This is a genomic window from Myxococcus xanthus (assembly GCF_013116825.1).
Classification (GTDB): Bacteria; Myxococcota; Myxococcia; order Myxococcales; family Myxococcaceae; genus Myxococcus; species Myxococcus xanthus_B.
Genome location: NZ_JABFNS010000005.1, coordinates 60,444 through 76,497 on the forward strand (window position 1 = coordinate 60,444; position 16,054 = coordinate 76,497).

1 protein-coding gene (running past one end of the window) is annotated in these 16,054 nt (G+C 64.7%); it reads right to left on the reverse strand.

Annotated elements, in window-relative coordinates; translation table 11 throughout:
- On the reverse strand, positions 1–16,054 hold the 3' portion of the coding sequence (locus HNV26_RS02585) for an Ig-like domain-containing protein (protein WP_171439502.1). 15,008 nt of this gene lie beyond the right edge of the window; the window shows 16,054 of its 31,062 coding nt (coding positions 15,009–31,062); the start codon falls outside the window, past its right edge; it ends in the stop codon at positions 1–3.

The window sequence follows — 16,054 nt, forward strand, 5'->3', positions numbered from 1 at the left end:
TCATGGGAAATTGATGTTCTGGGATTGGAGACGTGAGCCGTTTTCGACGGTCACCGAACCGGTGGCTTCCAGCGTGTCAGGTGTCGCTACCGCGGCTCTGCCACGGACAGTGAAGTTGCGGAAATGCTGGACGCCTTCAGGCGTCCCAAAAAGCGGCGTCGGTCCGCTACGGGTCTGGGTGCCGATTCGGCCCTTGTTATCAAAAATAAGGTCTCCAAACGGTTCTTGATATGCCTTCAGGAAGACGGAACCCGCCCCGCCCTCACCGAAGCCAGCCGCGGAGATACTCGTCCACGTGTACGACGTTGTCTCCATGTCGTAATAAACAGCCACGCGTCCTCCGCCACCATTGCCCGTCCCCTCTGCCTTGATCGTGCCCGTTCCGGACAATGATCCGACCTCGAGCAGGATGCTCCCTCCCGAACCATGTTGGCCTACTGCACTGGCGTCGAGCGTCCCCCCCTGGGCCAGGGACAAGCTCGCGGCCTTCAGCAACAGAGCGCCGCCACCATTTCCGCCCTTCGTGCTCGTGTTCGCGGTTCCCGGCCCCCCCGAACCGAAGGTCAAGGGGAGCTTGTAGTCGCCGTACGCAGGCATGGCGGGATCGGTGCCAGGATTGGAACCAAGTCCGGCATGGCTGCCTGCGGCTGTATCCGACGCGGAGAGTTCATTTCCGAACGTCATTCCGCGACGGCTCTCATTCCCCGGCTGCCGGCCTCCCAGGTAGCCCTGGGCCGCGACGGAGATGTGTGAGGATGTTCCAACAACGACAGGGCCGGTAACGTCCAGTTCGAGCGTCGCAGGCAACCCGTCTACAAGACGCTGCTGCCTCAGGTAGGACTGATTGCCGGTCACGCTCAATGAGTTCAGGCTCAATGTGGCGCCACCGACCACGTTCAACTCCGAACTGATTCCGGAGATCGTGACCGCCACCCCGGGGGCGAACGCCCAAGGCTTGCGCAGGCTCACATGCGCGCCAGTCAATACATTCAGCACATTGAGTTCGCCCGATACGGAGCCGTGGAAGGTGAGCTCACTGCTCAACTCCGCGGTCAGCGCCACCAACGACACATCGCCGAAGACATCCACGAAGCTGTCTCCGCTTACTGTGATCCGGTCGAGGGCCCCGGCGTCGACGCGGGTGACTCCATTCGATTCCGCAGACGAAGACCATTGCGAGCCTTGCTTCATGATCAGTTCACCGTGTTCCTGAAGGTCGCTCTTCAGGAACACGGTACCCGTGCCTGCGTAGTATCCGGCTGCGGAGACACTGTTCCAATTGAAAGAGGTCAAAGTCGAGTCGTAGTAGATTGCCACGCGCCCACCGCCGCCCCCCCGCGCGCCGCTGTTCCCAACGCCATTGGCGGCAATCTTTCCAGTGCCGGTCAATGCGCCGACCTCGATGTGAACACCTCCACCCGCGCCCCCGTAACCCTCGTTGGACAGGCCCGGCACCGAACCGTTGGCAAGGACCTCTCCATCCAGCCGCAGGGTCGCAGTCCTTAGCCGCACCAAGCCACCACCATTACCACCAGACGCCGCTGGCTCGACGCCTCCCGCTCCGCCTGAACCCATTTCCACGGGAGACCTGAAGTCACCGTAGGCGGCCATGCGCTGCTGGGCCCCGTCTACCGTTGCAGCCCGGCCCCTGCCCGCGTGGCTCCCTGCCGCGAAGTAGAGCGCGGTCGGAGCATTCCCCTGTGTTCTGCCCCCGCGGCCGTTACCGGCTTGCCAGCCCCCCAGGTAGCCGCGGCCACTGACGTCGATCTTGCCGCCGCTGTAGAGATGCACCTCATTTGAGACGGTGAGATCCAGGAAGTTGCTCCCCTCCGTCGTCTGGGGGGCATGCGTCACGACTCCATTCTGCAGGACGAACATGTTCCTGAACGTATGCGCACCATCAATTTGGAGGGTCTGACCGCCCCGAATGATGATGTCCTGCCCGTCGAAGCGGAGGTCGTCAGCCGCAATGACAGGGGTGGTGTCCGCCGGATACCTTGCATCCAGCACCACGACGTCTTGGAAGGCCTCGCTCACTTGTCCGTGTTGGTCCTGAACGACCAGCGAGACCCGAGCCATACCACTGGATACGGGAAGGTAAGTCCGCCGGAGCGAACTGCCGCTTGACGGAGAAATCAAACGATCTCCCACCACAACACCGTCCACTCGGAACTCCGCCCAGGCGAGGCGGCGCTCATCCGTAGCATGGCCGAGGAACTCTCGCGGTTGTCCAACCACCATGTAGGTCTGCGAATTCAACGTGACGTTAGGCGGTAGGTTCGCGCGCACGGAGATGGTCTGGGCCAGGTTCGTGGTTGCGCCCAGATTGTCGGTTGTACTCGCCGCAATCTCCAACTGCGTTGCGGTCGCACTTAGCGTGATTGTTCCGCAAATCTCCCGACAGGTCGGTGTCGCGCACGCCCCCGGCTCAGTCATGGGGACCCCATCGACCGTGGCGACAAGGTCGACGATGCGGACGTCATCGTGCGCCTGTGCGCACGCCTTCACCGTATCCCGCTGGATTGGCTGAGTTGGCGACACCGAAGAATAGAAATATGGGGGCGGATTGGGCTGCAGAACCGTCGTGCGCTCGACTGTCGCCGTGCGGCCGCGCGAGTCAGTGGCGACAGCCCGGAACACCACATTGGGACGCTCACTGAGTCTGGGAAGTGTATAACTGACGGTCATGTTCGACGAAGTCGTCGAACCGATTTCGCCGCCGTCCGCATACACATGAATACTTGCCAGGTCCCGATCCACGTCGTTTGCCGACGGTATGATGGAAATGGTCGCCCCCTCCGTCGCGGACGTGGGCGGGCTGGTTGAGGCGAAGTTGATGGTCGGCGCGGCCCCGTCCGCAACCACGGTGTAGTCTTGGGAGACGCGTGTCCGGCGGCCAGCTTGGTCAATGGCGGTCAACGCCAGCGCTACCGATTGCCCGACAGAGTCTTCAGGAAGCAGGAGTGGGTGCTGAAGTGTAACGTTTCCTACTGCCTCTGGTGATACTGCGATCAATCGGCCATCCTGCTCTAGTTCGAGCCAGAGGACGCCGTCGTCGGTGCCTCGCAGCGTCAAGCTGTTGACGAACGGGCCTGCTCTCAGGGTCTGCGGAAGTCCAGTGGGAGTTACAGGCGGCTGCGTATCTCCAACAGTGCTTACCGGAATGGATGCTTCTGCCGTTCGACCTGCTCCATCCGAGATGAAGACGGTCAATGGCAGTGAGCCAGAACTCCCGAAGACGGGAGCTCGGAAGGAACCTTCGAAACGGTTCGGACTCGTCAGGCTCTGATGGAGCGTTCCGAGATGGGCTGCGCCCAGGCTCGCTGAAACGGTAAAGGGGGGAACTCCGTTTTTCTTGGTGGCAACTACATTCAGTTTTGCGCCGGAATGGATGACTGTGGCTTGGACTGGACTCGTTACTTTCATGCTTGGTGCTGTCGTTGTGCTCGGGCGCACAAAGACCTCCACCGGCAAGGACAATGAGGAAGCGCCTCCCGCACCATACGCACGAATTTGAACCAAGTAAGTGTTTCCGACTCCTGACCCAGGAACGAGCCAGCTCGCGGTCATGCTCGTTTCATCCAGCGCCATGACAGGGCGGCCATCGACGAACAGCTCCGCGCCATCCAACCCAATCCCCCGAGCTATCGCGACGAACCTGGCTTCGCCGCCAGCCGGTACTTCGATGCGCCCCTCCGCGTTCAGGATTCTTACAGTCGGAGTTCCCACAACGGGAGCAGTGTAAGCGCGCACGATTCCAGAGGCTCCAGCGCCGCTGTCCGCAACGAGAATCCGGCCTGACGAGAACTGGGCGTCCTGGGCATTCGTTGCCGCCAACAAGGCAAGGCGCTCCGTAGGCGCCTCAACCGGGAAGTGCCAGACTTCAACGCCAGCGCTCCCTTCGCTCACGATTGCCAACCTGCCCTCAATCCTGATGCGCTGTACGGTCCCCGCGGTTGGCAATGTTCCAATCAAACGCGGCGACGATTCATCGCTCAAATCAAAGACCGAGATTGAATTACCCCCGCTCGTAACAGCCAGGTGTCCATCCAGTGCGACCAATGTGGCCGGAACAGGGAGCGTCGTTTGCTGCCGGAGTTGCCCCGACGGCATCACCCCCATGAGCGCGACGCCGTGTCCCCCCATGGCCACCAGCGCCCGACGCTCGTCGCCTGCGATGTCGAAAGCCGTGCGTCCGAGTGCCAGTGATTGCCGATGGGTTCCCGATGGCCATAGCACGGAACTCACGGTGCCCGCCGAAGAGATTGTCCAGATGCGGTCGGACGCAACAGCGAGTCGAGTCACGGCACCGAGGGCCTGCTGAAGCGCATTCGAGGTACTGTCATTCCAACCAAGCCGCCCCTCTAGGTGCTCATCTGTATCGGCGACGCGGATGGCCTGACCGTCGAGCGCGATGACATCGCGCTTCCAAGTCTCCACCTGCCGAATGTCAGCCCCTGCCAGGGACACCTCCCTGAGGGTCGGCCCTCGTCCTCCGGAAACATCAATGGGGCGCAATCCGGACGACCCGGCCGCCACCAATGCGCCTCCCCGGAATGGCGAAAGTCCAAGCGCAAAGTTTCCGACCCCGATGCTTCCAGTGTCGATACCCGCAGACGATTCAGGCAGGCGCATGACCTGAACGCCCGTGTCACTGGCCACGAGCATGACTCCGCCCCGGATCTGGACATCGTTGGCAGGCAGCCGAGTTTGAGACATGACCCGAGGTGTCCACGGCTCGCGGTAGTCCACGACGAGCAACCAGCCGTCGTCACTGAGCGCATAGGCAATTCCGCGCACGACTGTCAGCGCCCGGATTCCTGCTGACACTGGGATAGCAGGGACCCGATAGTGCGTACTTGAAGTGGCGTTCCTTGCGAATCCGCGGAGCGTTCGATCGGTGCCAATGACGACAAGGTCCCCATCTCTCTCCGCAACCCGAACCTGATCCGGATCCGGGATCAGGTTGAATTCATACTGATGCACGCTATTCGTGCCATGGAGGATTGGGACGGATATCGATGAAGTGCCCTGAATGACAATCGGCCCTTCCGGATGGCCTCCCACGAAGCGTCTCACGGAGCTAGAACCAGAAGAACCAGTTTCGGCTACGACGGGAGAAGTCGGATCGCTTATGTCAATAGCCTCAACTCGATATGTAGAGTTGGTAGGGGAAATTCGGGTGGCATGAAACGTGTTGGATGCCCCCACGCTGGAATAGATTCCTTGAAGCTTCGACACCACCCGTGGGGATGTTGGCACGCTGACGTCAACAAACCAGAGGCCCTGCTCCCCAAGTGCCAGGGCCACATGTTGATCGAGAACCGCGAATCCAACAGGAGCCTTGGGGGTTGTCAGCGTCCCGAGCGCCTCAAGCGAGAGCTCATTCACCGGCCCACTCAGCTGTCCGATCCACAGGCCTGTCGACGTGGAGACATACACCCGGTCCCCCAACCGGGTGACGTGTGACGCTCTCTCAAGCGAAATACTTGCAACTTCTTGGGGCTGGACGGGATCGACCACGGTCCGATTCACCGAAAGGGTCGAAACGTTGCCCGACCGGTCCTCGGCTTGCGCAGTGAGCGTCAAAACCGTGCCCCGCAACATTCCGCCAGGGACTTGATACGCGAGCCCCCATCCACCGCGAGCCTGGCGAACCCCGTCAATGGACAACTCGAGGGAGACGCGTTCCAGGTCAGCGTTGTCGGTTGCGACAACGCCAGCGGTCAATTCGCTTCCTGCCGCGATGTACTCGCCCGATGGGGCGGTGTGGATGTCGGTCAGGACTGGCGGTGTCACATCATCGACGACATTGAGTACGAGGGTTGCCGGCTCGGACTCGTAGCCGACCCCGTTGCGTGCCACCGCGGTCACATTCACCGTCCGAGCTCCGCCGCCAAAGGGAATCCGCACAGGCAACAGTGCGTGGGTCCCGGCCCTCCGACCCGCCTCCTCTCCGTCTATCCGAAGAAGGATGCTCTCGCCTCCCGACGCGGTCTCGACAGCCACCTCAACCGTGACAAGTGCGCCTTCGTAGATGGGCCCAGAATCCGCCCGCCGCAGCAGACCAATGACGGGGCGTGACATCCCCGCTCCGTCATGCACCAGCACCGTCCGTGTCAGCGGTGTGCCTCGAGTCCCTTGTGTGTTCAGCGCAACGAACGTGACCTGAACCTCGCTAGGCGTTCCCGTCGGAACATCGGGAGCAAGGAGTTCGCCAGCCAACCTGGGCGACTCCAAGATGACCGGGGGGCCGCCCGCGATGGACACCTCTACCCGCGCGACCTGTGCCGGGTGGTCTGGCCGTACCACGATCGGGAAGTAGGCCCCCTCCCCAACCTCAGCGGGCATGCTCACGTCAGCAAGAGACGGCCCCTCTTCCTGCCCAGGAGCACTCAGCAAGACCTCGCGTTGCACCACGGCCTGCCGGCCCGCGAGGTCGCGAACCCTCAACTCCACGGACGCGGAAGAACCTGTCGTGGGCAGATCAACCCAAAGAGGAAGCCGCGTGTTCCGGCTCTCCACGACAACCCCATTGACGGACACGTCCGCCATGAATCCGTTGAGCGGGAGTGCGTCATCCGACACGACTGCGGCCAGCGGAACCCGCGTTCCCTGAGTCGCGGATGAGGGCAGGCTCAACTCGATCTGGGGGGTCGCGGGGCCGCGAATCATCGAAAGTTGCGCCACGCCTCTTGCCGTTCCAGCAATCAATGCCCCCGGGACCCAGGTGGCCCTCCCCTTGAGCGCCGGGTACACACCCGCGCTCATGGGCGAACCGCGGACATCCATGACGCGGGCACCCGAGGCTGTTCCCAGCACCAGGAGCTCACCAAAGGCCGAGGCATTCACCGCTTCGGCGCCAAGCGGCGCGTCCCCTCGGCTCATCAGTTGCGTTTGCTCGAGCTCCGTTTCGACCAGCGAGAAACAACGGACCGCGGTCCCTGCGACACAGACGCCGCCATCCGCAAGCGCCGCAATCGCTGTGTTCAATGCACTGCCGAGGGAAGCACGTGCGAGCTCCCGAGGCGAATGCACAGTCGCCACGTCCAGCGCGACCACCTCGGTGGCAGTCGTCGCAAAGAGCAGATTCCCTTCAGCGGCCAGGGACGTCACGTCACCCAACAGCAGATGGCGCCCCATGGAGCCGTCCGCGTGCCGCAACTCAATTCCTTGATCGGACGCAACAGCGATCCAATCCCGAGCGCCATTCAGCGCATTGGGCGCACGAACAAGTGGCACCGAGTCCGAGGGCTTCTGCTCGAGCGAAGGCAACGCGAAGCGCTCAAGTGTTCCCACCCCTCGTTTGCGAAGGGCCACGACGATCTCATTACCGACGAATACGGCGCCCACGGGCGTGCCAGTAAAGCGGTGAGAGGCCACTCTTGCACCCGACTGCCGGGTGCGGAGTTCAAGCTCGCCACCACTCCCACCATCCGAGCGAACGACCAGGACATGATCTCCCCTAGAGACCAAGGCCACGGGGGCCATGCTGTCCTCGGCGTCCTCTACGACGCGGACCTGGCCGACGGCCATCACAGCCAACACCCCTTGCTGCTCGGCGACCGCGGACGCCCCGCCCGGAGCCTGGACCGTTGCGCGCATGACGACGGCGGCACCTTCGGGGCCTTCCGGCAACAGCGTTTCTCGCGAAGCTCCATCAGGAGCGGTTTGCAGAGGCAACTGGATATCCGCGAGGCTGGCTGACAGTTCGGGAGGCACTCCTGCGTCTGTCGCACCGGTCAGAGTGAGCGTTGTCCCCCCCAGGAGCAGCGGACCGGAGGGCTCATGCGCGAGCGCGACCCCCACGTGGCTCTGGCCATCGTCCGCGACGTTGACCCGGACGCGAGCCGCCTGACTCGACACACCTGCCTTGTCCGTCACCTCCGCCGTGATTTCTAGTGGCGCCGTGCCTCCATCCAGCACTGGGGCCGTAAATTGCGCCTGCCAGGGCGGCTGCGTCAAAACCTGTTCATCGGTTCCCGCCGTGACACGAACAGATGCGATCGCAACAGCGGCGGCCGCATTGACGGTCACTCCGAACGGCTTGCCTTCCACAAGGTTCGTACCTGCATCTGGCGAAGTGATTTCGGCGAATGGCCGAGTCGGCGACGGATCTACTGTGAACGAGGCCGTGGCCTCGCCTTCGTTGGCTCTGAAATCACGTGCGACGACTCGAACCACGTGCGGCACAGCGCTCGTCACGAAAGGTGCTTGCCACGAGACTCGCCACGGCTGCCCATGCGCCAGACCGACCGAGGTTCCATCAACGAAGAACTCGACCTCATTGACGGCGTTCTCGTCCGAGGCAATGGCCTCCATCAACACGATCGAGCCGCCCACCACCTGCGCACCTGTCATGGGCGTCCGCACCACCACGGACGGAGGCACGGAATCCCGCGTCACCGTGATGACCCTCGGATCTGCGGCGGTGACCAGGCCCTTGTCGTCCATGGCGTACGCGGTCACAACGCGCTGTTCACTGGTCACGGAGCCTTTCAGTAGCCGCAGGGGAATAGCGCGAGTCAGCGTCACGCTCGCTCCCGTTTGACCCTCCAGTTTCGCCAGAGGGATGCCGTCCACGTGGAGCTCGACCGAGGTGACCCTCGAGTTGTCGATGGCCACGACGACGACGCTCTCCGTGCCACCCTCTCCCCGAGTCACGTCAGCGACAGGCTGCTGGATAGTGACCGCGGGCGGCGAGTCTTTGACGACCTGAATCTCCACGTTGACGGGATCACTGATGTTCCCGCTCGCATCCGTCGTCGTCGCCGTCAGGCGCTGGGAGGTGCCCTCTTCAATTTCGGACCACCGGTACTCATAGTGGCCACCGGGCGAGCGAAGCACGGGCATGTCATTCACGCTGAGGGCAGTCGTCACGGGATGCCCGCTGTCGTCCGTACCCACGACTTGGAACGACCAGTTCACGTCCGCTGCGAATGCGTCCTGGTCCACCACGATGGCGCCGCCCGAACGGCGGATCTGGACCGTCGGCTTCACGATGTCCAAGGTGCGGAACGTCCGGCTGTAGGCTCGGGCCACGTTGCCAGCGACGTCGGTGACTCCCGTGGCGGTCACGGCGTACTGCGTCGTCGAACGGAGGCTCTCCGCAGGGGTGAACCGCAGGGTTCGCCCATCCGCCAGGAGTTGAGACACACCCGAAACGGGGACACCCGACGGGTGGAGGCGCAACTGCAACAGGTCGGCGCTCGCGGTCGACAACGGCTCATCGAACCGGAGGTCGAACACGGACGTCAGTGGCACGTTCGCATTGCCGATGGTGTCCATGGGTTCGATGCGTTCCCACTCCGGGGCGCGCACGTCACCGCGGTAGACCGCATCTGGAACTACGACTGGATCGGAGCCGGGTTGAGACAGTGTGAGCGACAGGTGGCCAAGGGCTCCCTGGGGCACGAGTGCCTGCACGCGGGTGGCCCGGTTGTCCTGGGTCGACGCGACAGCGCCATCGAAACGGACTTCCAAACCGTGGTGGAAGCCAACGCCCGAAATCGTGACCCAGCCGCCCGCCATGTCCACGGTTCGCGGCGTCACGTCGACAAAGCTCATTGGCGCGACATACACGAATGGCGTCACCGCAGCGGCGCTCGCGCCGTCACCACGGACGACCCGGACCACCGCCGGCCCCGCGGCCACGGACGGAGGGAGCGTCACGGTCAGAAGGTCGTCCTGCACCTCCCCAACGATCACGGCCTCCACGCCGCCGATCAGCACCTTCGGAGCGGGCCGAAACCCGAAGCCCGACACCGTGACCGGAATCCCTCCGGCAATCGGGCCACTGGCTGGCAACACCTCATCCACCCGGAGGGACACCGGCGCTCCTCCCGCCCACAGGGGATACTCCCACGGAGCCAGGAGACTTCCCCCCTTCACGGCGGGCAGCGACGCCAGCTCCAACCGGGCCACGTAGGCTCGCTCCGAACCCAGAGGATCCGACGGAACGAACGTCAGCGCCGACCCTGAGGTCGCCGTGTTGCCCTTCACCTGCTGCGCGCCATCCCAGAGCTGCAGCGTTGAGCCCGACAGCACCGCGCCTGGCAACGCCGCGGGGAGTCCCACGGCAACGCTTCCGTTTTGAGCGATGGCTGCGCCAGGCAAAGGCCGCAGGGCATCGACCGTGGGGTATGGCAAATCAAAGACTCGCAGCGAGTTGGCGACGCTCACCACCGCGACACCATTGACGATCGCGGCGCTCGAAACGGAGCTCCCCGCGCTTGCGAAGGTGCGCTCCACCAACGTGGAGCCTTGAGACGTATCCACCCAGGAGACACGACTTCCCTTGCTGGCCATCAGCCAGGGACCGCTCAGGGTCAGCGTCTCGGAGGGACCGCCATTCGGATCCACCGCGGAGGCCAGGATCTGAGGCTCGCTCCAATGCGTAACGTCAAAGAGGTGCAACTGCGTCCCGGCGGACACCGCCACTCGGCTGCCTTCACGCGCCATGCTTCCCATGGGGCTTCCCAACCTGGGAATCTCGCCGATCAACGGCAGGGCGCTGCCCTCGGTGCTGCGCACTTCCAGCCGCGACTGGGTTCCGTCCTGAACGAGCACGAGCAGCGCGTCATCGACCACATCCAGTTCGATGACCGTCCCAGACCCCAGCGACGTTCGCGCGACGACTTCATACGCGCCATTGACCGAGGACATGAGTGCCAGCTCGTTCCCCCCTGCCACGGCGACGTAGGCGCCGGCCCCTCCCGCTGCGAGTGCCCTCAATCCGAGGTTGGGTGCGAGCGCGAACTGCACCCGCTCCAGTTCCAGGGGGCTGCAAGGCGCACTCGGGGAAGGTCCGCACACGTTCTCCGCGATGCTGTACCGGACGACTTCGCTGCGCCCCGCCAGGAACAGATCATCCCCGTGGATGGCCATGTCCACGGGCATACTGACGCCATTGATCGCCGGACCCACGACGCTGGGGCTCCCCGCCACGGCGAAATCCACGACAGAGAGGCTGCCGTTCGTGTGCGCCGCGAAGACAAGGTTGCCCCGGCGAGCCAGCACGGAGCCCATGTCGTTGAGCTGGGTGCGCTCCGCCAGGGTGAAGGTGAATCCTCCTGGGAACGTCCCCTGCTGTGGATTCGCTCCGGGGGTGAGCACGGTCAGCGCCACACGGCCGATCACCTGATCCGGGACGGTCACGAGCAACGCTCCCACGTCGTCCATGAGCACGGAGTGCGCAGGCACCGTGTCGAACAGGACCTGCGACCCAGGGAAGAGCCCCTCGCCCGTTACCCGCACCACCGCGCGGCTGTTGAACGTCGCATGCCTCGGCTGAACATCCGTCAGCACGGGAGCCACCAGGTACCGGTATGCCCCCAGCAACAGGTGAGACAATCCACCCGGGTTCGTGACTTCGACCGCCGCGGCCCCGGCCTGACCGGCGGGCGCCAGCACCCGCACGTGCCTTCCGTCGGATGCCAGTTCCTGTATTGGCGCGGGAATGCCGCCAATCGTCACGGTGCATCCGCTTCGGAACCCGCTTCCCAGGAGCTCGACTTCATTGCCCCCTACCGTCAGCCCGTAAGCGGGCGTCACGGAGGCAATCTCAGGACGCTCCGGCGAGGCATCCAGGCTGGTCCTGAACCGCACCCGCCCCGCCGTCCCCAACGTCGCGCCACGAAGGTCCTTCAGGCCCGCGCCGATTCGAAGTTCGTAGGCCGTATCCAGCGCCAGCGGTGAGTACGGCGTGAGGACCACCTGTCCCCCCTGCGCGTCCGCGAGCACCTGCCGTGCCACGGGAACCACCTCTTCAGGCGTCCGCTGGTACAGCGTCACTTCGGTGGCACTCGTGGCCTCTGGTAGCGAGGTCAACAGGACCTGCGCCGATTCACCCGGGGACACGACCTCCCCGTCACGTGGCTGCGTACCTCGGATGTCCAGCGTATCGAGCTCCACGGAGACGAGCGCTCCCGCGAGTGGCAGCGACGCGTCCGCTGGATCGCTCACGGGCAGCTCGACGGGCGTCCCTGCCCTGTCGAGGACCAACGTTCCCACGAGGAGATAGCGCCCCATGAACGCCAGGGTTCGAGCATCGCCCACGACCGTGGCGCGTCCCAACTGCACGGGCAACTCGCCTTCGCGAACGGAGAACCGCAGCACCTTGCCGCCTCCGGCTGCCACATACGCAACGCCTCCCGCCACCCGGGTCTGCTCGGCGGAGGCCCACCCTCCCACGAGCCCGTCCACCGTCAGGGTGCCCGCCGACGCTGGGTTCTGGATGTCGAACAGCTGGTAGATGGCGACCTGCTTCGCCTTTCCAAGCGAGACGAAGGCGCGCGTACCTTCTACCGTGATGTGCACTGCGGGGGCCGCGAGTGAGACCGTGCCGTGCGTGCTCAAGTCGCCCGTCCGGGCGTCGAGGACATGCAGCAAGGGTGCACCCACGGAGGCGCTCGAAACCAGCAGGTTGCCGCGGTACAGCGCCATGGCACTCACGCCGCCCGGAATGGCCCGGCTGCCGACGCGGAGCGGACGACGGCCGCCGTCCGCCAGGTCGAACACCTTCACGCCTTCCGCGTCACCCACGAAGAGCAGCGAGCCCCCCAGCGCGATGTCCGTGGCCGCACCACTGACCTCGATAGGGAGGAAAGGCTCTTTGATGACGGCGGGCTTCGAGACATCCACGATGCGGACGCCTCCCACCCCAGCGGCGACGTAGACCGTGTTGCCCCGCTTCAGCACGCGGTTGCTGCCACCTTCGCCCGGGAAATCGAGTGTGCTGATGACGGTGACGTGCGTCGGCTCGCTGAGGTTGGCCACCATCAGCCCACCCTTGCCCGTCTTGCGGTTCGCAGACAGCGGAGGCCCGCCATTCACGCCGTGGACATCGACCGTCGCTCCCAACGCCGCGTACGCCACGCCCGACTCGACGAGGACATCGCGAATCGGTGCCGTCGCCAGACGCGCTATCCCGCCTGCGCCATAGAGGAAGGAGCCAGGCAACGTGGAGGATGCAGAGACGCCCAGAGACACGGATACGTCGACCAGTCCTCCGGATCGCGCAGGCGCGACGGCTTCCGCGGCCTGGCTGCTCAAAACGCGAACGTCGAACGAGTCCGTTCCACCGAACGTCGCCTTCATCCCGGGGGCAAATCCCCGGCCCTGCAGGCGAACGCGGGTCCCGCCCTGCTGAGGTGAACGGTTGGGCGACAAGGCGCTCAGCAGCAATGGATCCCGGTACACAAAGCCGCCCAGGCGCCGGTCGAACAGACCACGCCGGTCGATGACTTCCACGGCTGCCGGGCCCGCGGCGCGCCCTCCTTGGATCTCGACGGCCGGCGGAATCGTCACTTCGAGCGATTTTCCATCGTCCTCAACATGCTCCACTTCGGCGATCTGGCCCCCTACGAGGACCTTGGTGTCCGACCGGAATCCACTTCCCGTGAGAATCGCGTGGGTCGGCTGGTCCGAGGGGCCCGCCGAGGGCGTCAGCGTCGCGATGATGGGTTGCAACGCGTCCGCAGCCACGACCTCGAAGGTGCCCACGAACGCCGAGGCCTGGGGCCTCAGATCGAACGACTCAAGCCCATTCAGCGTCACCGTGACCACATCTCCGGGCTCGAAATTCGCGCTCGGAGTGAAGACCACGGAAGACCCTCGGACCGAGTACTCGACGTCCCATTCCCCGTCAGCCGCGAATCCCTGCCCCGCCCGGAACACAGACACCGTGGCCGTCTGCGAAGTGAGGGACGACTTCAACACAGGTAGGGTGAAGTCCACCCTCACGTGCGTGTCAGGACGTGCGTGACCGCCTGAAGCGGGCATCATGCCGACAGGGAGCAGTTCGTTCGGCGGAACGGCTTGAACGGTGTTCTGGCCGCTCGTCGACACGAAGAGAGTACCCGCCGCCCAGCCCAGGCCCGCCAACTCCGCGCCCAGGTCGGAGTTCTGCACCAGCTTGATGTCCGCCAGGTCCGACAGGTCGTACACGTACAGTCGCCGCCCCACGGTCACGTAGGCACGATTCGCACGGACCACCAGGCGGCTCCGGACCAGCGTCTCATACGGGCGGTTGGCGGCGTCTACGGTGACTCGCCCCTGCCGAGCGCCCTGCCGGTCATAAATGGACAGGGAGAGCCCGCTCCCCTGGGTTCCCACCACATTCGAGGTCAGCGCAAACAGGCGCTCCGGCCCCAGGTCCAGCGCCAGGGCGTCCGCATCCAACGGCACTGTTTCCCGCAGGCGCAACGTCGGGGAGCTGACATCGAACACCTGCACGTTCCCCGAGGCCAGCGTGGAATCCACGGTCGAGACGTACGCCCACGGTCCCTCGATGCGCACTGCGGTGGCCAGGCCCGCGCCGGGAACGGTGCTGCCCGTGGTGACCTGTCGCAGCAGGAACGGCGTTTCCGGATGCGTCACATCCACCACGGCAAGGCCGGCCACATCGTTCGCAAGGAGGGCAATCGCCCCTCCCACGTCCAGGCCCCGCACGGGCGACTCCGTGGCGAGCCCTCCCAGTCGAAGCGGCCGCTCCGGCAGTCGGACATCGAAGATCTCGAGGCCCGACGTGCCCGGTGAGGCAACGCCGACGTACAGCTTGTCCCCTTCCAGCTTGATGTCCGAGGCCACTCGCGGCGGGAACCCGGGGAGCTTCATGGTCTCGCCAATGGGCAGGTCATAGGAGAAGACCCCAACCGGGACCCCGCCGCCTCCCGCACACCTGTTCTCTGGTGAGGACGCATCCGGAGGCATGAGCCGCACGGTCGCGATGCCGGCGCCATTCGCCTGGGGCGTCGTGAACTCGATCGAGGACAGGTCCACGATGTCCACGTCGACGCCCGCATTGTCGCCGATGCACACGGTCGAGAGCGGAGCCACGGCACGCGCGGACATCGACAGTCGCACGCGCGTGTGGCCCTCCACGGGTCCATGGTTCGGGCTGAGGGTCACCTGCCCGCTCAGGGGCTCCAGTGCCAACAACCCCGAGGGGAAATAGGCTTCGGGAAGCCCCTGGTCGCTCACCCAGACGTCGATGGGCCCCGCCGGCAGTGGCGGCAAGATGACCGTGAGCACCTTGTCGGACCTTGAGACAATCGTGGCCTCGACGTTCGACGAGAGCTTCACGGCGCTCGCCCCTCCCAGACCCTCCCCGTGCAGGAGGACTGCTTGCCCACCCGCGGTGGACACGGTGGACGGTTCAATCACGTCAACGACGGGTTGCTGGGCGTTCGCCCTGCCCGTCACGAATGACGTTCGCAGAGGAACCAACAATGCGCCCCCGCGCTGGTCCGTGACCGTCGTGTCGACCTGCAGCCGGTACTCGGCTTCGGGCTGCAACGGCGCATTGAGCGCCGCGACGATGGCGTAATCGAGCTGCCCCGGGTTGTTGCGGACCGACAATTCCAGGGGCACAGGCACGCCATCAGGCCCCAGCAGCCTCACCGAATCGCTCGTGACGCGCGGCGCCGCGAGCCGGCGGCTTGTCTGGACGACGAGCTGCGGCACGCTCGGAGGAACACGGGCCCCACGCTCCGGCGTGTAGCCCGTCACCAGCATGAACGGAGTCTCCAGCTCCGTCAGTTGGGTCTTGCCCGCCAGCAATAGCCGGTCCCCGACCGTCAACGCGTCGAGCGCGAACTCCGTGTTGCCCCCGCTCAGCAGCACGGGTTCGGCGGGCGTGGAGACATCCACCAGCACGACGCCGCCTTCACCGGCGGAAACGAAGAGGACATCCCCTACGAGACGCAACCGCTGTGGCTGCCCCGGCGTGTTCGACAGATTTTTGTCAAAGGGGATCCGGGTGATGATCGTGGGGGTCGTCGGAGTCGCGACGTTCACGAACGTGAGCCCAAATTCGGCTGACGCGACGATGGCCACATCACCGTGCACGACGACATCCGTGAGGTTGCCAGCGAGCGCAATCGACCCGACGACCTGCGCGTCGGCTCCCGCGGATCCGTAGATGTAGAGCCGGTTGTTGGCGGGTAGCGAAGACGCGTCCTTGTAGCTCGTGCGGGTACCGTAATCGAGCGACAGGTACGGAACCGGTGGCATCGGCTGGGCCGGATCGCACTTCATGTACTGGGAGCCCTGG